This window comes from Mycobacterium sp. (assembly GCF_052144515.1).
Classification (GTDB): domain Bacteria; phylum Actinomycetota; class Actinomycetes; order Mycobacteriales; family Mycobacteriaceae; genus Mycobacterium.
Genome location: NZ_JBKQQD010000402.1, coordinates 36,831 through 61,701 on the forward strand (window position 1 = coordinate 36,831; position 24,871 = coordinate 61,701).

At 67.2% G+C, this 24,871-nt stretch carries 23 protein-coding genes and 1 pseudogene; 6 read left to right on the plus strand and 18 right to left on the minus strand.

Annotated features, from left to right (window positions below):
* Window positions 1-6: 6 nt before the first annotated feature.
* Window positions 7-696, minus strand: a complete 690-nt coding sequence (locus ACLP9N_RS26695) for a hypothetical protein (RefSeq protein WP_442410205.1) — start codon at window positions 694-696, stop codon at window positions 7-9.
* Window positions 693-1,355 (minus strand): hypothetical protein, encoded by a 663-nt coding sequence (locus ACLP9N_RS26700; RefSeq protein ID WP_442410206.1) that lies wholly within the window; start codon window positions 1,353-1,355, stop codon window positions 693-695. Before ACLP9N_RS26700 ends, ACLP9N_RS26695 begins: the two co-directional genes overlap by 4 nt.
* Window positions 1,356-1,397: 42 nt before the next feature.
* Here ACLP9N_RS26700 and ACLP9N_RS26705 point away from each other — a divergent pair, with 42 nt between their 5' ends.
* Window positions 1,398-3,395: a M13 family metallopeptidase gene (locus ACLP9N_RS26705; protein ID WP_442410207.1), complete on the plus strand. Its 1,998-nt coding sequence runs from the start codon at window positions 1,398-1,400 to the stop codon at window positions 3,393-3,395.
* A 1-nt stretch (window position 3,396) separates the two neighbouring features.
* On the opposite strand, the gene ACLP9N_RS26710 is transcribed toward ACLP9N_RS26705, so the two are convergent.
* From ACLP9N_RS26710 to ACLP9N_RS26740, 7 genes are all read right to left on the minus strand, one after another.
* The gene (locus ACLP9N_RS26710) at window positions 3,397-5,628 is read right to left on the minus strand and encodes a molybdopterin-dependent oxidoreductase (RefSeq protein WP_442410208.1); all 2,232 of its coding nucleotides are present in this window, start codon (window positions 5,626-5,628) and stop codon (window positions 3,397-3,399) included.
* Window positions 5,628-6,215 (minus strand): TetR/AcrR family transcriptional regulator, encoded by a 588-nt coding sequence (locus ACLP9N_RS26715; protein ID WP_442410209.1) that lies wholly within the window; start codon window positions 6,213-6,215, stop codon window positions 5,628-5,630. Before ACLP9N_RS26715 ends, ACLP9N_RS26710 begins: the two co-directional genes overlap by 1 nt.
* Window positions 6,216-6,395: 180 nt before the next feature.
* Window positions 6,396-7,622, minus strand: coding sequence for an FAD-dependent oxidoreductase (locus ACLP9N_RS26720; RefSeq protein WP_442410210.1), 1,227 nt, complete (start codon window positions 7,620-7,622; stop codon window positions 6,396-6,398).
* Between the two features lie 135 nt (window positions 7,623-7,757).
* Window positions 7,758-8,756 carry a L,D-transpeptidase gene (locus ACLP9N_RS26725; protein WP_442410211.1) on the minus strand — a complete coding sequence of 333 codons (999 nt, stop codon included), beginning with the start codon at window positions 8,754-8,756 and terminating at the stop codon, window positions 7,758-7,760.
* A gap of 150 nt (window positions 8,757-8,906) precedes the next feature.
* On the minus strand, window positions 8,907-9,905 hold the full coding sequence (locus ACLP9N_RS26730; RefSeq protein WP_442410212.1) for a L,D-transpeptidase: 999 nt from the start codon (window positions 9,903-9,905) through the stop codon (window positions 8,907-8,909).
* 66 nt (window positions 9,906-9,971) lie between these two features.
* A complete protein-coding gene (locus ACLP9N_RS26735) occupies window positions 9,972-11,222 on the minus strand; it encodes an MFS transporter (protein WP_442410213.1) in 1,251 nt (416 codons plus the stop codon).
* Between the two features lie 130 nt (window positions 11,223-11,352).
* On the minus strand, window positions 11,353-11,643 hold the full coding sequence (locus tag ACLP9N_RS26740; RefSeq protein ID WP_442410214.1) for a metal-sensitive transcriptional regulator: 291 nt from the start codon (window positions 11,641-11,643) through the stop codon (window positions 11,353-11,355).
* Between the two features lie 115 nt (window positions 11,644-11,758).
* On the opposite strand from ACLP9N_RS26740, the gene ilvD reads away from it, so the two are divergent.
* Window positions 11,759-13,450, plus strand: coding sequence for a dihydroxy-acid dehydratase (ilvD, locus tag ACLP9N_RS26745; RefSeq protein WP_442410215.1), 1,692 nt, complete (start codon window positions 11,759-11,761; stop codon window positions 13,448-13,450).
* Here the strand turns inward: ilvD and ACLP9N_RS26750 are convergent.
* Window positions 13,447-14,106 carry an O-methyltransferase gene (locus ACLP9N_RS26750; protein ID WP_442410216.1) on the minus strand — a complete coding sequence of 220 codons (660 nt, stop codon included), beginning with the start codon at window positions 14,104-14,106 and terminating at the stop codon, window positions 13,447-13,449. The genes ilvD and ACLP9N_RS26750 overlap by 4 nt on opposite strands.
* Window positions 14,107-14,214: 108 nt before the next feature.
* Between ACLP9N_RS26750 and ACLP9N_RS26755 the strand changes: the two genes are divergently transcribed.
* Window positions 14,215-14,376, plus strand: coding sequence for a metallothionein (locus ACLP9N_RS26755; protein ID WP_442410217.1), 162 nt, complete (start codon window positions 14,215-14,217; stop codon window positions 14,374-14,376).
* 96 nt (window positions 14,377-14,472) lie between these two features.
* Here ACLP9N_RS26755 and ACLP9N_RS26760 read toward each other — a convergent pair whose 3' ends face one another.
* The 5 genes from ACLP9N_RS26760 to ACLP9N_RS26780 all read right to left on the minus strand — a co-directional run bounded on the left by ACLP9N_RS26760 (window position 14,473) and on the right by ACLP9N_RS26780 (window position 19,432).
* Entirely contained in the window at window positions 14,473-16,611 is a 2,139-nt protein-coding gene (locus ACLP9N_RS26760; protein ID WP_442410218.1) for a beta-glucosidase, read from the minus strand.
* Entirely contained in the window at window positions 16,611-17,195 is a 585-nt protein-coding gene (locus ACLP9N_RS26765) for a hypothetical protein (RefSeq protein ID WP_442410219.1), read from the minus strand. Before ACLP9N_RS26765 ends, ACLP9N_RS26760 begins: the two co-directional genes overlap by 1 nt.
* An 85-nt stretch (window positions 17,196-17,280) precedes the next feature.
* The gene (locus tag ACLP9N_RS26770; RefSeq protein WP_442410220.1) at window positions 17,281-17,805 is read right to left on the minus strand and encodes a TIGR04338 family metallohydrolase; all 525 of its coding nucleotides are present in this window, start codon (window positions 17,803-17,805) and stop codon (window positions 17,281-17,283) included.
* The gene (locus tag ACLP9N_RS26775; protein ID WP_442410221.1) at window positions 17,802-18,551 is read right to left on the minus strand and encodes a DUF2786 domain-containing protein; all 750 of its coding nucleotides are present in this window, start codon (window positions 18,549-18,551) and stop codon (window positions 17,802-17,804) included. Before ACLP9N_RS26775 ends, ACLP9N_RS26770 begins: the two co-directional genes overlap by 4 nt.
* A gap of 35 nt (window positions 18,552-18,586) precedes the next feature.
* Window positions 18,587-19,432 carry an alpha/beta hydrolase gene (locus ACLP9N_RS26780; RefSeq protein WP_442410222.1) on the minus strand — a complete coding sequence of 282 codons (846 nt, stop codon included), beginning with the start codon at window positions 19,430-19,432 and terminating at the stop codon, window positions 18,587-18,589.
* Here ACLP9N_RS26780 and ACLP9N_RS26785 point away from each other — a divergent pair.
* Together ACLP9N_RS26785 and ACLP9N_RS26790 are read left to right on the plus strand one after the other, a co-directional pair.
* Window positions 19,374-20,486, plus strand: coding sequence for a sigma-70 family RNA polymerase sigma factor (locus ACLP9N_RS26785; protein WP_442410223.1), 1,113 nt, complete (start codon window positions 19,374-19,376; stop codon window positions 20,484-20,486). The genes ACLP9N_RS26780 and ACLP9N_RS26785 overlap by 59 nt on opposite strands.
* A gap of 16 nt (window positions 20,487-20,502) precedes the next feature.
* A complete protein-coding gene (locus ACLP9N_RS26790) occupies window positions 20,503-21,933 on the plus strand; it encodes an alpha/beta hydrolase domain-containing protein (RefSeq protein WP_442410224.1) in 1,431 nt (476 codons plus the stop codon).
* On the opposite strand, the gene ACLP9N_RS26795 is transcribed toward ACLP9N_RS26790, so the two are convergent.
* The 3 genes and pseudogenes from ACLP9N_RS26795 to ACLP9N_RS26805 all read right to left on the minus strand — a co-directional run bounded on the left by ACLP9N_RS26795 (window position 21,930) and on the right by ACLP9N_RS26805 (window position 23,993).
* Complete coding sequence (locus ACLP9N_RS26795) at window positions 21,930-22,403, minus strand: VOC family protein (RefSeq protein ID WP_442410225.1); 474 nt, start codon at window positions 22,401-22,403, stop codon at window positions 21,930-21,932. The genes ACLP9N_RS26790 and ACLP9N_RS26795 overlap by 4 nt on opposite strands.
* Window positions 22,404-22,431: 28 nt before the next feature.
* Window positions 22,432-22,710: pseudogene (locus ACLP9N_RS26800) on the minus strand (LysR family transcriptional regulator); the annotation flags it as partial.
* Between the two features lie 149 nt (window positions 22,711-22,859).
* On the minus strand, window positions 22,860-23,993 hold the full coding sequence (locus tag ACLP9N_RS26805) for an NAD(P)H-dependent amine dehydrogenase family protein (protein WP_442410226.1): 1,134 nt from the start codon (window positions 23,991-23,993) through the stop codon (window positions 22,860-22,862).
* Window positions 23,994-24,049: 56 nt separating this feature from the next.
* Here ACLP9N_RS26805 and ACLP9N_RS26810 point away from each other — a divergent pair, with 56 nt between their 5' ends.
* Window positions 24,050-24,871 carry a MarR family transcriptional regulator gene (locus tag ACLP9N_RS26810; protein WP_442410227.1) on the plus strand — a complete coding sequence of 274 codons (822 nt, stop codon included), beginning with the start codon at window positions 24,050-24,052 and terminating at the stop codon, window positions 24,869-24,871.

Sequence of the window (24,871 nt, forward strand, 5' to 3'; positions counted from 1 at the left end):
CGTGAGTCAGCGTGAGTTCATGGGGACCACGTCCGACACCAGCCAGTCGCCGCCCCGCTTGATCAAGGCCACCCGCAACGCAGGCGCCGCTCGATTGGGCGGCTGGCCGGGCGTGTTCTGAGTGACCCGCAGGATCACCGCCACACTGGCCACCGACGGGCCGAGCGCCTCGACGCCCGCCGCGAGGGTGGCGGCCTGTGCCGTGACATTGTGCTGCGCCATCTCGGCACTGGACTTTCTGTATTGCTCCTTGAACGCGTTCGCCTGCTCCGGCACCATCATCGCCGCGGCCCGGTCGATCGAGCTGGTCGGGGCGCTCGGGGTGAACGACGCCATCGCCTCCGCCATCCCCGTGGCGACCTGCACCACCTCTCGGGAATCCTTTTTGAAGTCGCGGTCGGGCGTCGCCCAGTGGGTGTACCCGGTCAGCACTGCCGTCGACAGGGCGGCCGCGCACAAAAAGACAACGGCCAGCCGCAGCCCGGGTGCGTCGTCGTCGGTGCCGACGCTGACCGAATCACGCCGCAGCAGCCAGAAGTTAGCCCCCACTCCCTCGATGATTAGCAGCACCAAGACCGAGCACGCCGACACCCACCACAGCGGCCAGCCGAGCACGACCCCGATCATCAGCAGCGCGCCGACCGCGGCCAGCGGCGCCACGATGTCGAACGCCAGCAGCCGGAACAGGTTTCTCATCGGATCGACTCCAAGTGAGAGATCATCAGCTTGCCGTCCACGTTGGTGACATCGAGTCGCAAGCTCCAGTGCACCGTCTGCGGCTTGGCACCGGCGTTCTCGCTGACCGACGTAGCCACCAGCATCACCGAGTCCGTCCGGCTGGCGAACGGCGGCAACTTCGTGGTCACCACCGGCCGGGAGACACCGGGCTGGGTGTCCAGGTCATGGTGCACCGTTTCGATCGCCACCGCCTCGATCCGGCCGGCGCTCTGCGACTGCAGCTTCTCCACCACCTGCCGGTAGGGCTGCACGGCCGCGTCGAAGTCGGAGTTGAGTTCGCCGACCGTCCCGTCGTGCAGCCGCTGCAGGCTGGCATCGATGTTGCCGCTGTTCATGTTGATCAGCACGCCCGTCCAGTCGGCGGCGGTCTGCATCACCCGGGTGAGGTAGGCGCGTTCGCCCACCTCGTCGCGGTGTGCGGTCCAGATGAACACGCCGAGCACGACCGCGGCGACCGACAACACCCCGAGGAAGGCCGACGCGATGCCGTAATTGGAGAACATCGCACCGCTGGATTCCGGTTCTGCGGAGTCGGAACCGGATTCGTCGTCGATGTCGGCGCGATCTTCCTGGGGCCCTATATCAGTCTCTGTTTCGGTCTGCTCCCCGTCAGGCATGGGCCGATCGTCGCACCCAAAAAGAGATGGAAGGATGGCGGGGTGACATTAGAGGCCATCCGCTCGGGCATCGACCTGAGCTACGTCGACGCCGACGCCCGACCCCAAGACGACCTGTTCGGTCACGTCAACGGCCGCTGGCTGGCCGAATACGACATACCCGCGGACCGGGCGACCGACGGCGCCTTCCGGTACCTGTTCGACCGAACCGAAGAACAGGTGCGCGACCTGATCATCGAGGCCAGCTCGTCCGGCTCCCTAAAAGGCACCGCCTCGGGTACTGACGAGCAGCGCATTGGCGACCTCTATGCCAGCTTCCTCGACGAGGAGGCCGTCGAACGCAGGGGCACCCAACCGCTGCTCGACGAGTTGGTAACGATCGACAACGCCGCCGACGCCGACGGGCTGGCCGCTGTCATCGGCTCGCTGCAACGCACCGGGGTGGGCGGCGGCGTCGGCATGTATGTCGATACCGATTCCAAAAACTCGACCCGCTACTTGGTGCACGTCACCCAGTCAGGCATCGGACTGCCCGACGAATCCTATTTCCGCGACGAGCAGCACGCCGAGGTGCTGGCGGCCTATCCCGGACACATCGCGAAAATGTTCAGCCTGGTGTTCGGGGGCGACCCCGAACAGCACGCCGAAACCGCGGCGCGCATCGTGGCCCTGGAGACCAAACTGGCCGCCGCGCACTGGGACGTGGTCAAGCGCCGCGACGCCGACCTCACCTACAACCTGCGCACCTTCGCCGAGCTACAGGACGAAGGGGTGGGCTTCGACTGGGCCGGCTGGGTGAGCACGCTGGGCGGCACACCGGAGATGGTCGCGGAATTGGTTGTGCGCCAACCCGATTACCTCACCGCATTCGCGGCGCTGTGGGGCAGCGAAGACCTCGAAGACTGGAAGCGCTGGGCGCGTTGGCGTTTGATCCGCGCCCGCGCTCCCTGGCTGACCGACGCCATCGTGGCCGCGGACTTCGACTTCTACGGCCGCCTGCTGACGGGCACCGAGCAGATTCGCGACCGCTGGAAGCGGGCGGTGTCGCTGGTGGAAGGCCTGATGGGTGATGCCGTCGGAAAGCTCTACGTGGCAAGGTACTTCCCACCGGACGCCAAGGCGCGCATCGACACCCTGGTCGACAATCTGAAGGAGGCCTACCGGATTAGCATCAGCGATCTGGACTGGATGACGCCGCAGACTCGGGAGCGCGCGCTGGCCAAGCTCGACAAGTTCACCGCCAAGGTCGCCTACCCGGAGAAGTGGCGGGACTACTCGGCGCTGGTGATCGACCGTGACGACCTGTACGGCAACTACCAACGCGGATACGCCGTCAACCACGACCGCGAGCTGGCCAAGCTCGGCGGCCCGGTGGATCGTGACGAGTGGTTCATGACGCCGCAGACTGTCAACGCCTACTACAACCCGGGAATGAACGAAATCGTCTTTCCCGCAGCCATTTTGCAGCCGCCGTTCTTCGACGCCGACGCCGACGACGCCGCCAACTACGGCGGCATCGGCGCCGTGATCGGCCACGAGATCGGGCACGGATTCGACGACCAGGGCGCCAAGTACGACGGTGACGGCAACCTGGTCGACTGGTGGACCGACTACGACCGCACCGAGTTCGGCGCCCGCACCAAGGCGCTGATCGAGCAATACGAGGCGTACACGCCCCGAGCACTCGATACCGGCCACCACGTGAACGGCGCGTTTACCGTCGGCGAGAACATCGGCGACCTGGGCGGGCTGTCCATCGCGCTGTTGGCCTACCAGCTGTCGCTGAACGGCAAGCCGGCGCCCGTCATCGACGGCCTGACCGGAGTGCAGCGCGTGTTCTACGGCTGGGCGCAGGTGTGGCGCACCAAATCGCGCGACGCGGAAGCGATCCGACGGTTGGCGGTGGATCCGCACTCACCGCCGGAGTTCCGCTGCAACGGCGTCATCCGCAACGTCGACGCCTTCTACGACGCCTTCGACGTCGCCGAGAACGACGCGTTGTACCTGGAACCGCAGCGCCGGGTCCGGATCTGGAACTAAGCTAGCCCGCTTTCAGGAGTTCGATGCGCGCGGGCACGTGCTTGTGCCACGGCGTGCCCGCGTACTTGTCGCGCCATTCCGTCGACGTGAGGGCATTGGGCGCGACACCGGGAACGACGGTGCTGCCATCCTCGCCGATGTAGTCGAGCCCAAAACCGTTGGGCAGGGCCGCATGTCCGGGCAGCATCGTCTCGGTGATCTCGACGGTGGCTATGGCGCTACCGGCCGCCGTGGTGATCCTGGCCCGGCACCCGTCGGAAAGCCCGAGGGCCTGCGCGTCTTCGACGCTGACGCGCAGCGCCCCGTCGGCGTCGCGTTTGCGCCAGGTCGGGTCGCGGAAGATGTCGTTGGCGGTGTAGGCGCGCCGTTCGCCCACCGACAGCACGATCGGCAATTCCGAGGTGGTCAGCTGGGGTGGTGCTGCGATCAATGACCGCAAATCATTGAGCATTTCGGGGATTTCCAGGGCGATCTTCTGATCGGCGTGGCTGATTAGGGCGAAGTCGTCCTCGTAGTTGTGCGCGGTGAAGGTGACCCCGGACGGGCTGTCCAGGATCGCGTCGAACAACGCGTTGCCGTCGGCGTGACCGGCGCGCCGAACGGCTTCGGGATAGGTCATGGCCGTCTTTTGGGCAAGCCCCCACAGCGCGGCCGCCCCCGCCAAACCGTCTGGCAGCGTCGGTCCGAAGGTTTCGTACAGCACGTAGGGAAGCAACTTCGCCACGGTCGGGTTGCCGGCCACCGCCCCGAGAAACGCCTCGGTGTAGGCCTGGCGCCCCCGCTGTGCGGCCTCCCGCAGCGGTCGCAGGTCGGCATCGTCGACCACGCCGAGCGCCCGCACCAACCGGGCCCAGATCTCCGGTTCGGGCAGGGTTCCCGGTAACGGTTCGAGCAGCGGCCGGCGGAGCTGAAACCCGTTGTGCGGGAACTCGAAATTGAAGAATGTGGCTTCTGGCTTTTCGAACTGGGATGCCGCGGGCAGCACATAGTGGGCGAGCCTGGCCGTCTCGGTCATCGCGACGTCGACGACCACCATCAGCTCCAGCGCTTGAAATGCCTCTCGGCAGGCGGCCGAATCGGCCAGCGAATGCGCGGGATTGCCGCTTTCGACGATCATCGCGCGGAACCGGTCCGGGTGGTCGGTCAGGATCTCTTCAGGCACCACATTGGCCGGCACCAGCCCCGAGATTATCGGGGCACCGGTGACCGGCGTGCGACCGGAGACCGTGCTGAACAGCGGGGCGAACGACGAATGCAGGTGCTGGCCGCCCTTTTTCGCGAAATTACCGGTGAGAATCCACAGCAGCTTGTTCAGATAAGAGCACAAGGTGCTGTTGGGTGCCTGCTGAATACCGAGGTCTTCGAACACCGACACGCTGCCCGCGGCGCCGATGCGCCGCGCGGCGGCCCGCAGCAGCTCTTCGTCCACCCCGCAGTGCTGCGCATAGTCATCGATCGGTACTTCGCGCAGCGCCTCGCGCACGGCGTCGACGCCATGCACGTGCTCTGCGAGAAACGCTTCGTCACAAAGGCTTTCCTGAACGAGAACGGCGGCGAGGGCGGCCAGACACCAAGCGTCGGTACCTGGCCGCACCCGCAAGTGGAAGTCGGCCATCTTCGCGGTGTCGGTGAGCACCGGATCGATCACGATCATCGACCGCGCCGGGTCTTTGGCGATCTCGTTGAGCACCACCCGCGCCCGGGGGAAACTCTGCGACATCCACGGGTTCTTCCCGACGAACACCGATACCTCGGCGTGTTCGAACTCACCTCGCGTGTGACCGCCGTACAAATGCGCATCGACCCACGCTTCGCCGGTTTTCTCCTGCGCCAGCGCATTGGACCGGTAGCGCGACCCGAGGGCCTTCAGGAATGCGCCGCTATAGGCCCCGCCCAGATGGTTGCCCTGCCCGCCGCCGCCGTAGTAGAAGATTTTGTCTCCGCCGTAGGTGTCGCGGATGTGCTTGAACCCTTCGGCGATCTCGATAATCGCTGTGTCCCAGTCGATCTCCTCGTAGGTTCCGTCGGCCCGTCGGCGCATCGGAGATGTCAAGCGGGCGCGGTTGTTCTGGTAGTGATCCAGCCGTAGCGCCTTGTTACAGGTGTAGCCCTGCGTACCCGGATGTTCCTTGTCGCCCCGGATGCGGGCCAGCGTCCGGCCTTCGACTTGCACGACGATGCCGCAGTTGCATTCGCACAGGATGCATGCGGTCGGCTGCCACTCAGCGGTCATCACGGGGATCCTTTCTCGGCCCGAAACACGTTGCGCAGCTGGCGGTGAACGACGTCGAGGGGCGTCAGGTCGCGCCGCACCCGGGCCAGCAGGATCGCACCCTCGATCGCCGAGGTCGCCAGCACCGCCAGTTCGTTGGCCCGGTCCGTCGGAAGGCCGTCGGCGATGAACCGCTGCGCGATCAGGTCGGTCCAGTGCTCGAACACCGCCGCCGCGCGCTCGGTGACCGAGGCCGCCGTCCGTTCGCGCGCCCCGTCCTTCTCGAAACCCGCTTCGACGGCAACCGCCACGACGGGGCAGCCCGCGCGGAAATCGCTATCGAGCAGCTGCTGGCGGTACTTCTCGATCAGGGTGTCCAACAGTTCGCGGCTCCCAGCGGCCTCGGTGATGATCCCCGCGACATGCCCGCCGGCGAAGTCGACCGCCTCGCACAGCAGTTGCGTACGCCCGCCCGGGAAGTAGTGATAGGCCGACCCGCGCGGCGCGCCGCTGTGCTCGAGGACATCCGAGATCGCGGTGGCATGCGCGCCGCGTTCCCTGATCAGCAGCGCGGCCGACACCACCATCCGTTCGCGTGGGCTTCGCATGCCGCTCCTCAATCCGGACCCCGAGCTTATGTATGATGCTATACATAATCGCGTGGCGTGCGAAAGCCTTCGCCAGTGTCGTGAGGGCTGATCAGTAAGACGTCGACGTTAAGTCACTCTTGTCACTGATCGGTACGTCGGTTGCATGTGATCGTCCGGGGCCTGGCCTTCCCACGGGATTCAGCGTCGGGCGAAGGAGGGTGCATGTTCGGGGCGGGGTCCGACGGCGATTAGGCGCGCGGGTATCCGGACCAGCCATCGCGGCGCACGCGACGCCAGGCGCAGCAGGCCCCAGGGCGGGAGTGGGGTGATTCGGCCCGACAGGAGCGGGCTGATGCCCAGATGCATCGCTCGTTGGATCGTCTGCAGGATCACCGCCGGGCGCTGCCGGCGCTGCTGGACGCGGGCCAGATCGGCGGTGGTCAGCCGGTGTTCGCGCAGCGGCGTCGCGAGCAGTCGCGCCGCCGCTACCGCGTCTTGGATGGCCAGGTTGATTCCCACCCCGCCGGCCGGGGACATGGCGTGGGCGGCGTCGCCGAGGCACAGCAGCCCGTTGGTGTACCAGCATCGCAACCGGTCCAGCCGGACGTCGAGGACGAACACATCGTCCATGGAAGCGATCGCCTCGACGCGGTCGGCCAGGTCAGGGCGCAACGCGGCCACTCGGGCGCGAAACGCTTCGACGCCCTCGGCGCGCCGCCGTGGGTCGGATCCCTTAGGGATCGGGTAGGCCAGCTGGTAGTAGTCCTCGCGCGTCAAGGCCAGCAAGGCCTCGCCGCGGGCGAAGGCCGGCGCAATGCCCGCGACGTCGCCGCCCTCGTCGGGATGTCGCGGAAGCCGGAACCACCACATGTCGAACGGCACCCGGTATTCGCGGGCAGGCAAGCCGCTGGCGCGGCGCAGCGCCGAGGCGCGGCCGTCGCAAGCCAGCGTCAGGTCGGCCTGGATCTCACCGGCCCCGTCGGGACCGCGGTAACGCACGCCGGTCACCCGGTCGTCGGCGACGACGAGGCCGATCGCCTCGGTGCGCATGCGCAGCGTGAACGTCGGCTCCCGCCCGGCCGCCTGCGCCAGCAGGTTCAACAGATCCCACTGCGGCACCATTGCCACGTAGTTGTACGGAGCCGGCAACGCCCCGAAGACGTTGAAGGGGACGCGCTGCGAATCGGCACCGGGCAGCAACAGACTGGTCATCTTGCTTTGCGGCAGTTTCCGAAACTCCGCGCCCAGGCCGAGCTCGTCCAGCAGCGCCACCGTCGACGCATGCACCGTATCTCCGCGGAAATCCCGCAGGAAATCGGCATGCTTCTCTAGCACCGTCACCGCAATCCCGGCCCGCGCCAGTAGCAGCCCTGCCATCATCCCCGCCGGGCCGCCCCCGGCGATAACCACCGTCGTCGACTCCACTACGCCGCCCTCTGATGGACGAGCGGTCGTTTAGCCCGCGCACACCTCACCATTGCGCACTCCCTTGACACATAGGAGAACCGTCGACCGGCCTGCGAACTCACTACCCAGGCGGCGCCGGTAAGCCATTAGTTGTTAGTTGATCCAGTCGCTGGAGCCGTCGTTCTTCTTGTAATCGCCGCCGGTGGAGTTCTTCACGATGATCGGATCACCGGGGCCGAAGTTGTCGAAGAACCACCTCGCGTTGGTGGGGCTGATGTTGATGCAGCCGTGGCTGACGTCGCGCTTGCCCTGGTCATCCACCGACCACGGGGCGCTGTGTACGAAGTCGCCGACGTTGTCAAAGCGGACGGCGAGTTCGACCGTCACCTTGTAGCCATAGGTCGAGTTGACCGGGACCCCGTAGGTAGAGGAGTCCATCACCACCGACGGCATCTTCTCTTGCACGTAGTAGGTGCCGTTGGGGGTTTGGTGATTACCGGACGTCATTCCCATCGACATCGGGATGGTCTTCTCCACGGTGCCGTTGCGGGTGACCGTGAGCTGGTGCGTGGCGTCGTCGGCGGTGGCGATGAGCGTGTCACCGGTTTGGAAGCTCGACACCGTGCCGCCCGCGTCGACGGTCACCGCGGTGTGGGCGGGCCAGAAGCTCAACGGGCGCCAGCGCAGCTGGGTCGGGGTCATCCAGTAGAACTTGCCCGGAACCGGCGGGATCGACGAAACATGGACCGCATCGATAGCCGCGCCCGCGTCATCCACCCGACCCGGGAAGTTGATGATGATCGGCTGGGCCACGCCGACCGTCGAGCCGTTTTTCGGGACGAACGACGGCGGCGCGAATGGCGCCGTGCCGGTGAACGGTGTCGGGTTCTGCCCGTCGGCCGGCCCGACCGCCACCGGAAACGCGGGCGGGAACGCCGGCGGCGCGGGAAACGGAGCGGGTAGGGGCGGTGGCGCCGCAAGGGGCGGTGGCGCGGGCGGGTCAACCGGTGCCGCGACGTTCGGGTCACCGGGGGCCGGGTCTGGGTCCGCAGCCGCGGTCCCCGCACTCAGCACCAGCAGAGCGGCCAATCCGGCTGCGCTCAGAGCCGCGAAGAGGCTTCCCCTCGTCCAGGCCCTCGTCCAGCTCGGCATATGCATCCTTCCTGTCACGGTCTGACCCAGTGTCGCATAGTGCGGAAGCCAGCTACCTCTTTTACGGCCTCCAGAGCGCCGATCAGCGGCCCAAATCAGGGCTGTGAACTGGCGAGCTATGAATCGCGTGAGCTTGGCCCAGCAACGTCACTACATCTGCCAGTCTTGGGCGCCGTCGTTCTGGGTGTACGAGCCAACGGAGTTCTTCACCACGACGGGATCACCGCTGCCGAAGTTGTCGTAAAACCACTTCGCGTTGGTCGGGCTGAGGTTGATGCAGCCGTGGCTGACGTCGCGCTTGCCCTGATCGCCGACCGACCACGGCGCGCTGTGCACGAAGTTGCCGCTGTTGTCGATCCGGACCGCGTCGTTGACCGTCACCTTGTAGCCCCACGACGAGTCGACCGCAACCCCGTACGTCGAGGAATCCATCACCACCGAGGGCATCTTCTCCAGCACGTAGTAGGTGCCATTCGGCGTCTGATGGTGGCCCGCCGACATCCCCATGGACATCGGGAAGGTCTGCACCACCGTGCCGTTGCGGGTGATCGTCATCTGATGCGTAGCGTCGTCGGCCGTGGCGACCAGCGACTCACCGGTCCGGAAGCTCGACCTGGTGCCGGCTGCATCGATGTTCACCGTGGTGTTGGCCGGCCAGAACTCGAATGGGCGCCAACGCACCTGGGTCGGGCTCATCCAGTAGAACTTCCCCGGCACCGGCGGGATCGAGGAAATGTGGATGGCCCTTTCTGCCATTGCCTGGTCGGCGATCGGCACCTGGAAGTTGATCATGATCGGCTTGGCCACGCCGACCATCGAACCGTTGAGCGGATTGAACGACGGCGGCCGGAATGGGGGTGCGCCGGTGAACGGCGTCGGGTCCTGCCCGCCAGCTGGGCCCGCTGCCACCGGCAGTGCCACCGGGCCGGGCGGCGGTGGCGCCAAAGGATCGGGAGGGGGCGGTGGCATCAACCACGGGGGCAGGGCCGGCGGGGCTGGCACGGCTAGCGGGTCTGGGGGTGCCGCGACGTTGGGATCGTCGGGCGGCTGGTCCGGGTCGGCGACAGCGGTCCCCGCACCCAGCACCAGCAGAGCGGCCAGTCCGGCCGCGTTCAGAGCCGCGAACAGCCCCCTCGTCCAGCCCAGCATATGCGTCCTCCAGTCACGTCCTTGGCCCAGTGTCGCATAACCGCGAAGGCCAGTTGACCTGCTGGATTATGGATCGGGTGAGCTCGCCTCAGCAATCTCGGCAATGTCGAATGTCTGCCGGTTGGCCGCCATACCGACCAGCGCTATGCCCACCAAGCCCGCCGAGGCGGTCAGCATCATCGCCACACTGCGCTCATACAAGAGGCCGCCGGCCAGCGAGCCGGCCATGATGCCCACCTGAAACGCGGTCACGTACAGGCCCGACGCGCCGTCGGGGTCGTCGGCCCCACTGCGCATCGCCACGGATTGCAGCATCGGCGTCACGCCGGTCGCGGTGGCGCCCCACAGCACGATCGCGCCCGTGCCGATCAGTGCCGTCATCGCGGTGGGCTGTCCGCCAAAGGCGAGCAGCGTCAACAGCAGGAAGGCGGCCGTGAGCGCGGCTGTGCAGCAGAGAATGGCGCCCCTGGGCCGGCGGTCCAGCGGCCGCGCCACCAGGGGCACCGCCAGCACTCCCGCGAAGCCATAGGCGGCCAGCAGCCAGGCCAGGTTCGGTCCGCGCACACCGACGACGTCACGGATGATCACCGCGATGTACGTGTACGAGACGAAATGGCCGGTGACGCCGATCATGGTGATCACGCTGACGATGATCAACCGCCGATTCCGGTGATGACGCGACCGCGGGCCGACGTGGGCGAGCTGATCCGTGCTGAGCATCATCTCCGGCAGCATGGTCCGCGCTGCCACGGTGACGATGGCCGCCGCGACGGTCACGCACACCACCGCGAGCCGCCAGCCCCACATCAGGCTCATGGCCGCCGTGAGCGGGCTGCCGAGCACCAGCGCCAGGCTGGTTCCGACGTAGATCGATGTCGTGGCGCGCCCGGCATGGCTTGGCGGGACCAGCCGGGTCGCGATCGGGGCGATGACCGACCACAGCAGGCCGTGGGTGACCGCGCAGAGCACCCGCCCCGCGGCCAGCACCGCGAAGTTAGGCGCCAGCGCCGAGATGAGTTGCGAAATGGTCAGGCAGGCCAGGCTGACGACCAGCACGCGCCGGCGTGGCTGGTGCGCCGTCCAGCGCACCAGCGGCACCGTCGTCAGTGCCGCCACCAGGGCATACCAGGTCAGCAGGGTGCCGACCAGGACCACGCTGACGTTCAGGTTCCGCGAGATCGCCGACAGCGCCCCCACCGGCAGGATCTCGGCGGTGACATAGATGAACGCCGCCGCGGCCAGCACAGCGAGTTGCATTGCGATCCGTGGCGTCCACGGTCGTGTGGCAAGGCTGGCGGCTGGGGTTTCGGCGGTCATGGCGTGGATGCGGGATCGGCTCGCTAACGCTGTTGGTCCTGACGCGATCACACTGACCCTAACCGTACGCACCGCACCGTAGGGTTTTAAGCACCTGCGCGTCTCAACACGCCCTGCACAATCTCAGTGGTCAGGACCGAACGAGCCGGGCGATGGCGGCCGAGGCCTCGGCCAGCTTGTCGTCAGCCTCGTCGCCGCCCTCGGCCACCGCGCGGGTGACGCAGTGGCTCAGGTGCTCGTCCAGCAGGTTCAGCGCCACCGACCGCAACGCATTGTGGGCCGCGCTGATCTGGGTGAGGACGTCGATGCAGTACTTGTCCTCGTCGATCATCCGCGCGATGCCACGAACCTGTCCCTCGATGCGCCGCAGCCGCTTGGCGTAATTGTCCTTCTGCTGCGAGTATCCGTGTGGAGTCGTCATTTTTATCGCTAAGTCCTCCCAATACGGCGCGATCGTGACTACCCAGCATACCGTGTACCCTGGTGGGGTATAACCCGCGCATTTTGCGCATGATCGCGCCGCGCATACTTGCACGATGGCCCCTGACATCAAACCCCGCAGTCGCGACGTCACCGATGGTCTGGAGAAGGCCGCCGCCCGTGGCATGTTGCGCGCGGTAGGCATGGGAGACGAGGACTTCGCCAAGCCGCAGATCGGTGTCGCGTCGTCGTGGAACGAAATCACGCCGTGCAACCTCTCGCTGGACCGGCTCGCCAAGGCCGTCAAGGAGGGCGTGTTCTCGGCAGGGGGCTACCCGCTCGAGTTCGGGACGATCTCGGTCTCCGACGGCATCTCGATGGGCCACGAGGGGATGCACTTCTCTTTGGTGTCGCGCGAGGTGATCGCCGACAGCGTCGAGACCGTGATGCAGGCCGAACGGCTGGACGGCTCGGTGTTGCTGGCCGGCTGCGACAAGTCACTGCCCGGGATGCTGATGGCCGCCGCCCGCCTGGACCTGGCCTCGGTGTTTTTGTACGCGGGCTCCATCTTGCCGGGGGTGGCCAAACTCTCCGACGGCAGCGAGCGCGAGGTCACGATCATCGACGCGTTCGAGGCCGTCGGCGCCTGCTCGCGCGGATTGATGCCGCGCGAAGACGTCGACGCCATCGAGCGCGCGATCTGCCCCGGCGAGGGGGCGTGCGGCGGCATGTACACCGCCAACACCATGGCCAGCGCCGCCGAGGCGCTGGGCATGTCCCTGCCGGGCAGCGCGGCACCGCCGGCGACCGACCGCCGCCGCGACGGGTTCGCCCGCCGCAGCGGTCAGGCCGTGATCGAACTGCTGCGCCGTGGCATCACCGCCCGCGAGATCCTGACCAAAGAGGCCTTCGAGAACGCGATCGCGGTGGTGATGGCCTTCGGCGGCTCGACCAACGCGGTGCTGCACCTGCTGGCCATCGCCAACGAGGCCGACGTCGCGCTGTCGCTGAACGACTTCAGCCGGATCGGATCGAAGGTGCCGCATCTGGCCGACGTCAAGCCGTTCGGCCGCCACGTGATGTCCCACGTCGACCACATCGGCGGTGTCCCGGTGATCATGAAGGCACTGCTGGATGCGGGCCTGCTGCACGGGGATTGCCTGACGGTGACGGGCCAGACCTTGGCTCAGAATCTGGCCGCGATCGCCCCGCCCGACCCGGATGGCAAGGTGCTGCGCGCGCTGGACAACCCGATCCACCCGACCGGGGGCATCACCATCTTGCGCGGATCGCTGGCGCCCGACGGCGCGGTGGTCAAGACCGCCGGCTTCGACTCCGACGTGTTCGAAGGCACTGCAAGGGTTTTCGACGGTGAACGGGCCGCGCTGGACGCCCTGGAGGATGGCACCATCACCAAGGGTGATGCCGTGGTGATCCGCTACGAAGGCCCCAAGGGCGGCCCCGGGATGCGCGAAATGCTCGCCATCACCGGTGCGATCAAAGGCGCGGGACTCGGCAAAGACGTGCTGCTGCTGACCGACGGCCGGTTCTCCGGGGGGACCACCGGGCTGTGCGTGGGGCACATCGCCCCGGAGGCGGTCGACGCCGGACCGATCGCGTTCCTGCGCGACGGCGACCGGATCCGGCTCGATGTCGCGCGCGCGACGCTGGACGTAGTGGGCGATGTCAGCGAATTCGATTCTCGGCGCGCGGGTTTCACGCCTCCCCCGCCGCGCTACAAGACCGGCGTGCTGGCCAAGTACGTCAAGCTGGTCGGCTCGGCGTCGGGCGGCGCGGTCTGCGGCTAGCGCACCAGCGCGAAGGCAAAGCCGTCCCAGTGCTTGGCCCCGACGGTCTGGATCGCGGCGGCGTCCAGCCGAGGGTCCTCACCCATCATCCGCAGCGTCTGCTGCACCGCGTACGCCGCGGCGTCCTCTGAAGTTGCCGTGAGCACCCGGCCATCCCGAATAACGTTGTCCGCCACGATGACTGCGCCGGGACGGGCCAGCCGGATCGCCCACTCCAAATAACCGACATAGTTGTCTTTGTCGGCGTCGATGAACACCAGGTCGAACGGGCCATCGGTCACCGTCGGCAAGGTGTCCAGGGCGGCACCGACCTTGATCTCCACCCGATCGCCCACACCGGCACGCTGCAAGTTCGCCCGCGCGACCTCGGCGTGCTTGGGCTCGTACTCCAGCGTCACCACCCGCCCCTGCGGACCCGCGCCCCGCGCCAGCCAAATGGTGCTGAAACCACCGAGCGTGCCGATCTCGAGGATGCGGCGCGCCTGCATCGCGCCGGCCAATAGCGACAGAAACTTGCCCTGCTGGAAGGAGACAGCGATCTGCGGCAATCCGGCAGCATCGCTGGCCTGTAGCGCCGCCGACAGCGCCGGGTCGTCGCCAACCAGCGTGCTGTCCAAGAACGCGTCGACATCTTGCGGGGTTGGTTTGTCGGTCATGGCATCCACGCTAACCGCATCCTCGGGCCTTTACCCCTACCCGTATAGGGTATATTCTGAAGCTGTAAGCATCCACCGGATCCCGGGATCACCGGAATTCCAATACAGATGAGGGTGAGCAAAATGGCTAACTACGAAGAAGGCACCTTGCTGACGTGTGGCCACGAGGGCTGCGGGTGTCGCGTTCGCATCGAGGTCGCGTGCCACTGCTCCGGCGCGGCTGAGCCGTACCGCTGCACCTGCGGTGACGAATTGGTTCCGGTCAAGTAGGCCGGATTGCGGCCCGCCTACTTCCTCGGTGGGTCTTGTCCGCCTCATGACGACAACCGTGTGTCGCTATGGGGCGGACAAATCGCTATATGCCGCTCACCGCCCGAACGAGCGCCCGGTCAGCTCGACCTCTGCCGTCAACCGCTGGGCCACCGCCGACGCGCCCACCGCCACCGTGTAGCGGCCCGAGCTGATGCGCCAGCATCGTTGCGTGCCGTCGTAGCGGGCAAGCAGGCGCGGATCGGCCTCGATGGTGACACGACGGGTCTCGGCGGGTTCGAGCTCGACGCGCTCGAATCCCAGCAGCCGTAACCGTTGCTCGCCGGGCGTGGCGGTCAGGTACAGCTGTGGGACATCTGCCCCGCTGCGGTCGCCGGTGTTGGTGATGCTGAAGCTGGCCCGGACGGTGTCACCGCCACTGACCACCAGGTCGCGGTAGTCAAAGTCGGTGTAGGACAGCCCATGACCGAACGCGAACATCGGGATTTGGTCTGTCTTTGCAAGCCACCGGTAGCCGACTTCGGCGCCTTCGGTGTACCGGATCGTGCTCGACGTCCCAAACGGAGCCCCGAGGTCCGGCAGCTCCGGGCGCGGTGTCTGCCCGAGCTCTGCCGGGAAGGTGATCGGCAACCGGCCCGACGGATTGACTTGGCCAGCAATGATTTCCGCGATCGCCCGTGCGCCGGCCTGGCCCGGATACCACGCCTGCAGGATGGCGTTCACCGAGTCTCGCCAGGGCATGGACACCGGGTTGCCGGTTTCGAGCACCACGACGGTGTTCGGGTTGGCGGCCGATACGGCGGCGATCACCGCGTCCTGGCCCCACGGCAGCGACAGGTCGGCGCTGTCGAAGCCCTCCCCTTCGACGCGGATCGCGAACACGATCACGATGTCCGCCCGCCGCGCCGCAAGCACCGCCTCCGCCGGGCTGATGCCGGGATCGAACTCGATCTGCGCGTTCGGAAGTCGCTTTCTCAGCTCGTCCAACGGCTTCGACGGCAGCAGGTACAGATTGCGTAAACCGGCCATCAGGCCGGGCCCCCCGATCGGGATCACCGCGGCGAAGCCACCCGGGGGGACGACGACACCGGACCCGCAGCCAATCGGAACACCGGTGTGCGCGTAGCCACCGATGACGGCGATCCGTACGTCCGAATGGGACTCCACCGGCAAGACCCCGCGATTCTTCAGCAGCACGATCCCCTGGCGCGCTATCCGCAACGCAATCTCGTTGTGCGCGGCCATATCCGGAGCGACCCCCGCGTCCCATCGGTCGATTCCGATGGCGAACATCGAACGCAGGATCCGCCGGACCATGTCCGACAGGCGCTCTTTGGGAAGCCTGCCTTCGGCGTAGGCGGCCCGCAGGCGGTCGGTGAACGCCTCGGACTGCCACAGGATGGCGTCGATCTGCGCACCGCACTCCTGGTCCAGACCGTTGAGCGCGCACTCCCAGCTCGGCGTGCCGCCCCAATCGGACATGACCCAACCGCGGTATCCCCAAGCGCCTTTCAGCACGTCATTGATCAAGACGTTGTTCGCCGAGGCGTAGTCGCCGTTGACCTTGTTGTACGCCGCCATCACCGCGCCGGGCTGCGCCCGCTCGATAGCGATTTCGAAGGCCAGCAGGTCGGACTCGCGGTGCGCGTCGGGATCGATGACCGCGTCCAGCCAGTGCCGGTTGGTCTCGTTGCAGTTCAATGAGTAGTGCTTGACCGTCGAGATCACGCCCTGCGCCTGTATCCCGTTGATCGACTCCGCGGCCATGGTGGCGCTCAAAAGCGGGTCTTCCGAAAGGTATTCGAAATTGCGGCCGTTGCGCGGATCGCGCGCCAAGTTCATGGCGGGCGCCAGCTGGACGTTGAACCCGCGGCTGCGCGCCTCCCGACCGATCGCCTCGCCCGCGGCACGCGCCAGCGCCGGGTTGAAGCTGCCGGCCAGCGCCAGCGTGGAAGGCAGTGCTGTCGCGGTGTCCCCGGGACGGTAGCCGGGGTTGGTGACGCCGAGCCCGGCATCACTCATCTGCAGCGCTGGGACACCGAGCCTGGGGACGCCGGGCACATACCCGGCGCTCATCGGAACGCCGGGCGGGATGCGCTCATCGCGCAGTGGCCACAGTTCGCCGGCCCCCATCACGCAGACCACCAGTGAGAACCGCTCGTCGTCGGTCATCGACATCTCGGTCTCGCGGGCGCGAACGTCGGCCTCGCTATCCGACGGTGACGCGGCACCCATCACGGCATCGCGAATGCCACGTCAAGGATCTGCTTGGCGGCGTTGGAGACGGTCAGCCCCGAATCATTCACGCTTATCGAGTCGGCTGTGAATGAGATGCCGGTCGGCGCGACCCCGGGGTGACTCTGCGGATCGACCGTCACCTTGGTGATCGCGGGCGCCCCGGTGAACTTGTAGACAGGGCCGTTGAAGGTGCCTGTCCCCAGACGCGCATTTGTCAGAAACGTCTCGGTCACCTGGGTTCCCGTAACGTCGAAGCTGGCGTTTACCTGCACGAGCTTGTTTCGCGTTCCGTACAGGGCTCCCTTCGGCCAACTGACGGGTACGGTGCCCGTGACGGTGTTGGTGAATACATCGTCGGCCGTTGGGTAGTTCGCGGACAGCGACACGGTCGCGCCGTTCAGTGAAGCGGGCGCCAGTGGGGCAGACGTGGTGGTGGTCGCGCTGACCGTAGCGGTGCCCGATGTCCCGGACGTCCCGGATGTCCCGGATGTCCCGGATGTCGAGGTGCCGTGATTTCCACAGCCGGCAGCCACGGCACTCAGCGGGACAATCGCGACGGCCAGCGGTAGTCGTGTCGTCATGTTCTTTGTCTCTCTTGCGATGTCAGGGGTCATGGGTGGTCATGCGGTTTTCCACTATGCCGTGCTCACGCCCCGAACGGTAGCGTCAGCGCACACCCTCTTTCGCGTACACGACGCGCAGCACGTGGCCGAGTTCTGGTCCCATCACCAGCTCGGTGAGCGCGCACATCGTCGCGACGAACTCCGGACCGTGCGCCGGCTGCGCCCGACACAGATGATGGGCCACTTCATGCAGCACCACCAGCTCGCGCATCGCCCAGTCCGCGGTGTCACGGTCGGGAACCGCGATAATGCCTGCGCCATCATTGTTTTCGTAGTGCGCGGCAGTGGCGGCCCGCCGCGCCCGCACTCGCAGCGGCGACACCTCGGGCCACTGTTGCCGCACCGCCGGCAACGCGAGCACGTCGTCGACGTAGCACTGCACCGACGCAACCGACCCGAACCGCCCCTCCGGCGGCAACGTCAACTGCGTCCCGAAGAACTCGACGGCGGGCGATCCATGTTCGGCGGCGCGGTCGAACATCGTCCGGACGAATTCCTCGGCGGCGTAAACCTTGGCGCGCTGGGAGTCCCGCTTGGAGGAATCCCGAGCCGCATGCCCGCCGGTCACCGGCCCAGAGCGCTGCGCGCCCCCGGCAGCTCGGGGCTGTTGCCCAGGCGCGCCCGTCTGCCGGCCCGGTCGCCCGCCCGCCGGGCCGCCGATGAGTACCCGGCCGTGGCTCTGCTGGCCTGCCACGTGCCGCGGGCCTTCGACGCGCTGCGGTAGTGGTCGCGCAACTCGACATCCTTGTCCCGCAAGGCAATAGCGGTCCCCGGCGGACGGCGACGGTCCTTAATGGCCTCGCGCCGGGTCTGCTCGCGGGCCTCGGCCAGCCGCTGACCGACGCGGGCCCCGAACGCCAGCTGGAAGTTGAGGCGGGCCGTGATCGTCGGCGTGGGCCGGTGCGCGCCGGAGGCGAGGTACGTGTCCGAGGCCCGCACCATCTGGACAACCAGGCTGGCGTACAGCGCGTGACTGGCGTCGATGTCCTCGGCGAACCCGTACGCATAGACGAATGTTGAATTCGACGCGACATCGCAGCGCACGTCATTGGCCGCCGCGATCACCACGAACAGCTGCACATACGTCCGCAGCCCGCGGGTGCCCGCCGACCCGATGGTGATGGTGCGCTGGGTGGGGGCCTGGGCAGCCGAACGGTTGACGGCGTGCGAGCGGGCCACGGCCAGATCGATGGAGGCGGCCGTCGCCAGCCTTTGCGCGGCGGTCATGAAGGCGTCCGCCTCGTGCGAGTTGTCGGTGCCTTCGGCCTGACGTAGCAGCGCGGCGATGCGTGCCAGCATTTTGTCGTCGGTCATGGCGCCAAACTACTAGAGCCGTACGACATTTCCTGTTACAGCCGTTTGGTGATCCAGGAGACCACGTCGTCGAGCACTTGGTCGCGTTCCGGCTCGTTGAAGACTTCGTGGTACAGCCCGGGGTAGACCTTCAGCTCGACGTCGGTCGATCCCACGCATCCGATCAGGCGGCGGCTGCCGCCGAGTGGGATCAGCCGGTCGTCGGAACCGTGGACCACGAGAAGCGGCGCGTGCAACGCCGGTGCCCGCTTCGGCATGGTCTCGCCGACCTGCAGCAGCGCACGGCCGATACCGAAGGGGACCCGGCCGTGGTACACCAGCGGATCGCTCTTGTAGGCCTCGACCACCGCCGGGTCGCGCGATATGGCGTCGACGTCAAGTTCCTGCACCGGCACACCGGGCAGCACGACGCCGAGTCCTTTGGCGGCGAACGCCATCAGCGGGTTCACCAGTTCTTGGGCCGCCACCGCCGGCGCCGACAACACCATCAGGTCGTAGTTGTCCGGGCGTTCCACGCCGTAGGCGAACACGATCCCGCCGCCCATGCTGTGCCCCAGCACGATGCATTTGAGGGCGGGATGCTCGCGTCTGGCGATCCCGACCAGGGTGTCGAAGTCACCGGTGAACTCGGAGATGTCCCGCACCAGCATCCGCTTGCCGTCGGAGCGGCCGTGCCCACGGTGGTCCAGCGCGTAGGTGACCAGCCCGTCCTCGCCGAATCGCTGCGCGACGTGGTCGTAGCGACGGGCGTACTCACCGAGGCCGTGTGACAGCACCACCACCGCTCGCGGCGTGATGTCCGGCGTCCAGACGTCGTAGACGATGCGCACACCGCCACTGGACTCACTGCCGTCGAAATGCCGTTCAGTGCGGGTTGTCATTACGGGCAGCGTAATGGCTCCTCGAACAGGGATGTCAGAGAGTCTGCGTAGGCTCGTGCGGGTGAGCGTGCTGGCCGACCCCCCAGACGTCCCAGCCGCAACCGGCGGGGATTTCTCGATACATGCCGAGCCCTACCGCCGTGAGCTGCTCGCGCACTGCTATCGGATGACGGGGTCGCTGCACGATGCGGAAGACCTGGTGCAGGAGACATTTCTGCGGGCCTGGAAGGCCTTCGACCGATTCGAGGGCAAGTCCTCGATACGGACCTGGCTGCACCGCATTGCCACCAACACCTGTCTGACCGCGCTGGAGGGCCGCCAGCGCCGGCCGCTGCCGACCGGGCTGGGGACGTCCACCTCCGACCCGACGGCCGAGCTCGTGGAACGCCGTGAGGTGCCGTGGCTGGAGCCGCTGCCCGACCTGACGGGCGATGCTGCTGACCCCGCGGTCATCGCCGGGTCCCGTGAGTCGGTGCGGTTGGCGTTTGTCGCCGCGCTGCAGCATCTCTCCCCCAGGCAGCGCGCGGTGCTCCTGCTGCGCGACGTGCTGCAGTTCAAGTCCGCCGAGGTGGCCGAGGCGATCGGGACCACCACGGTCGCCGTGAACAGCCTGCTGCAGCGGGCCCGGTCGCAGCTGGAGGCCGTCGGGCCCGGCGACGGCGACCGGCTGTCGGCGCCGGATTCGCCCGAGGCCCACGACAGGCTGGCCCGCTACATCGCAGCGTTCGAGACCTACGACATCGACCGGCTGGTGGAGCTTTTCACCAGCGAGGCCATCTGGGAAATGCCGCCCTATACCGGCTGGTATCAAGGACCGCGGGCCATCATCACCCTCATCCACCAGCAGTGTCCCGCCGAATCCCCCGGCGACATGCGCATGCTCCCGCTGGTCGCCAACGGCCAGCCGGCCGCGGCCATGTACATGCGCGCGGGTGAGGTGCACCTGCCGTTTCAATTGCACGTGCTGGATATGCGCGCCGACGGGGTGTCGCATGTGGTGGCATTCCTCGATGACACGTTGTTCGCGAAATTCGGGCTACCCCGCTCGCTATGACCTTAGGGTGTAGCGAATGACGGATCCAGTCCTCGAAGCCGTACCCGGGAAACCGCGTCTGCTGCTGGGCGCTTTCGAGATCGACAGCGTGGGATATGTCGCCGAGGAGTTCTTCTTATCCGGCACCGCGTCGTCGTACGGCCCCGAAGCAGAGCTGGGACCCGACGGCCAGTGGCGGGTAACGCCCTCGGGCGCCGCTGATTTCACAACTCGGGTGGTGGCGCTGACGCCGGCCGATCGGTCGCAGTTCAACGGCACGGTGCTCGTCGAATGGCTCAATGTGAGCGGGGGGATCGACGCGCCGGCCGTGTGGATGATGGCGCATCGCGAAATAGTCCGGGCGGGCTATGCCTACGTCGCGGTCTCGGCCCAGAAGGTGGGAGTGGACGGCGGCGCGAGCTTGCTCGGGATCGACATGTCACTGAAAAGCCAGGATCCATCACGATATGCAAGCCTGAATCACCCGGGCGACGCCTTCGCCTTCGACATCTTCTCCCAGATCGGCGCCCTCATCAGAAACGCGGGCTCGGGCATTCCTGGCCTTCTAGGCGAACTGCGCCCGCGGCACGTCGTGGCCATCGGCGAGTCGCAGTCGGCGATGTTCCTCACCACTTACATCAACGCCGTCGATCCGCTCGCCCGGGTTTACGACGGCTTCCTGGTGCATTCCCGATTCGGGCCGGCCGCCCCGTTGGACGGGAGTTCCTTGATCGATGAGTTGGAATCGTCGGCCGGCTCGCAGGTGGCGGTGAGGTTCCGTCCGGACCTGCGCGTCCCGCTGATCACGGTCATCACCGAAACGGACCTCTTCGGTGATGTGACGCTGGGCTATTACCTCGCCAGGCAACCCGACAACGAGTGGCTACGGGTCTGGGAGATTGCCGGGGCCGCTCATGCCGACAACTACACGATCCAAGTCGCGCCGATCGACACCGGCTCGGCGCCGCTCGACGACATCGTGGCGGCCTACGAGCCGACCAAGATGCTGATGGGTCAGCATCTCCGGCACTACATCAACTTCGCGCCGCAACATCACTACGTCGTGCAGGCCGCGCTCTCCGCGCTTACCAATTGGGTCGGAACCGGCGAGCCCGCGCCCGGCGCCCCGCCCATCGAGGTGCGCGAAACCGAAGCCCCACAACCGATTCTGGATCGCAACGGCCTGGTCCAGGGCGGCATCAGGACGCCCTGGGTGGACGTCCCGACCGCGCGGACCTCCGGCATCACGGGCCCGGAAGGCGCCGCAGAGAACATCATGGCCGCGATCTTCGGCTCCGGCGAACCGTTCGACGCCGCCACTGTGCGCCGGCTCTACCCGGGCGGGCTCACCGAGTACCTGGAAAGCTTCACAGTCGCGCTCGACAGCGCGATCGGATTCGGGTTCATCCTGCCCGCCGATCGCGCCGAGATCCTCGCGCTCGCCGCCGCGACATACCCCTACAGCTAGCCGGCGGGTCTCCAGAGTTGCTCGGTGGTCTCGGCGCCGCCGGGCAGCTCGATGAACTCGATCGGGGTGCCGTCGGGGTCGTAGACGAACATCATCCGCACTCCCCCGATGTCGATGGGCGGCACGCATTTCACGTCGCCTCGCCCGACGGCGTGTTGGTATACGGCGTCGACGTCGGCGACGGTGAACGACATGTTGGTGTAGCCGCGGTGGGGGCCGTCGGGGACTGCGGGCACATCACCGAGGTCGAGCAGTTCGACCATGGCTCCGCCGATCAGCCCGCCGACCATCCGCCCCGCAGCGTCGCTCGTCCCGGTCACCGCGTCCAAGCCGGCGCCGTCAAGCTCGACGTCGAACACCACGTCCATCCCGAGCAGGCCGGTGTAGAAGGCCAACGATGTGTCCATGTCGGAGACGCCGACACATAGGTGGGAGAATCGCTGGATCGGAAGCGGATCGGAGCTAGTCACGCGTCAAAGTGTATTGCGCCGCAACCGTTCAGCTTTCGTCGGCCAGCACGTCGCGCACCGCGGCATCGACGGTGCTCAGCAGATCCGGATCCACGCCGGTGCGCCCGCGCACCAATACCGTGGCGCAGTTGGCCGCAGGCAGGCCCTCGGCCGGGCACAAACCATCGGGGAGCTTTCCGATCATCGGCAGCAGCGCCAGCCCAAGCCCTGAGCGCACCGCCGCGTAAAGCCTCGCCAGATCGGCGCATTCGGCGGCGATCTCGTAAGCGATCCCGTGTTTCTCGAGGATCGCAAAGGCAGCGTCCCGACGTCGGTATCGCGATCGGATTGCTCGCCGGGGGCGGCGCGTGCGGGCTGAACAGCAGGGCGTCGAGTCGGCACCGCGCGGCCAGACAAAGCCCCAGCCCGGTGTCGGCAGGCGATGCCGTCGTGCCAGACCTGGTGACCTGCTCGGCGTCAGAACAAGCGGCTGTCCGGTGACGGCCCGGCCACCGGCCGGACCAGACCCGCCCCGGCGATCAACGGCAGGTCCAAAGCGGACAGCAGACCGGGCGGCGCCGCACACACCGCGGGGACGGCGTTGACCATCCGTGACGCGCCCGCCGTGCGCGCGCCCAGGTCGTGGTCATGGTCGTCGGCCATCTCGAATTCGCACCGCATGCTCGGGGAGCCCTCGATCTCGACCCGGTGCAGGCCGCGGCCGCTCGCCAACCCGTAGCCGAGGTCTTTGGGCTCGATCGTGATGTGCGGCTGTGGCCAGTCCGGGGCGATGTCGTCGCGCATGCGCGTCACGTGGTCGACGACGAACGTCGCTTTGTCGCCGACATACCCGGTCAGCGTCGAGCGCATCGCCGCGATCGTCCCGGCCGCGATGTGACCGGTGGGTGTGTCGAACGACTCCGTGGCGGGGACCCTTTCGACGGTCTCGTCGATGTGGTCGATCTTGGTCCCGAGTCCGGCGGCGAGCTGGTGCAGGACCGGGCCCCAGCCGAAGGTGAACACGCCGGGCGTGGCGGCGAACGCCGTGAATTCCGGCGGCTTGCCGAATCCGAGGATCTCGTACACCGCGGCCTTGTCCGGGTAGGTGGCGTAGTTGAACATCTCGGTCACCCGCACCGACTCGATCACCCGGGATACACCCGAAAGCACCAGCGGCAGAACGTCGTTGGCGAACCCCGAGTCGATCCCAGTGGTAACGAACGACACACCGCCGTCCAGCGCGGCCTGCCGCAAGGGTTCGGTGAACGCGACGTCGACTGCGTCGGGAAACACCAGGGGCACCAACGAACACGACACCACGTTCTTACCGGCCCGCAGGATCGACACCATGTCCTCGACGGCCTCCAGCGGCCGCAGGTTGGCGCCGGCCGCGTACACCACCACGTCGGCGTCACCGGCGAGCAGCGCGGCCGGGTCCTGGGTGGCCACCACACGCACCGGCGCGATCCCACACAGCTCTCCTGCGTCGCGTCCGGCTTTGGCATCGCTGTGCACGACGACGTCAACCAGCTCCAGCTGCGGGTGGTCGATCACGCCGCGCAAGGCGATCACGCCCATGGAGCCCGGACCCCAGACGCCCACCTTCAACACGACAGGAGCTGACCATCGCTGCGTCAACCGCCAAGTCGCCGCCCACCGCACGGGTGATGGACGTGCTCGGCGCGCTGGCGGATTCACCCGGCGGGCGGACGTCGGCCGAGCTGGCGAAAATCTGCGGGATCAGCACCTCGACCTGTGCCCTGTTGCTCGCCGAGCTGGAACGCGGCGCGTGGGTGGCGCGGCGCGAGGACCGCCGCTATGCGCTGGGCAGCGGCTTGTTCGGACTGGTCCACGGCCTGCGCAGGCAGTTCCCCTTGCTGGACCGCGGCCGCGACGCGCTGAGCTTCCTGCACGAGACGCTCGGCGCGGGCTGCTCGATGTCGAAGATCGGCAACCGACACCTGATCACCGTCGACACCGTCGGCCACGGCACCGACGGCGAGCACGCGGTCGGGCAGCGCTTCCCCATCGACCCGCCCTTCGGACTGGTGGCTATGGCCTGGCGCGACGACGATTTCGTGCAGGCCTGGCTGCACCGGGTGCTGCCGCGGCTGAGCCGCACCGAGATCGCGCAGCATCAACGGGTGCTCACAGATATCCGCGCCCGCGGCTACGGCGCCTGGAGGTTCGACGACACCCATCAGTCGCTACACCACCGGCTGGCCAGCGTGCTGGCGTCGCTGCAGCCCACCGTGGAGGTAAGCCGCCAGCTCACCACGCTGATGACGATGGTGACACTGCAGTCGGTCACCGATTCTCTCGAATCAGAGCTCGCTTCAACGGAATTCGTGGTGCTGCCGATTTTCGGGCAGGACGGCCAGCCGGAATACCAGATAGAGATCCACCTGGGCCGCTCGGCCGACCTGACGCTCGGAGAGCTCGACGCCGCGCTGCGCCATGCCCAGGAGCTGCTGGCGGCACTACCCTGA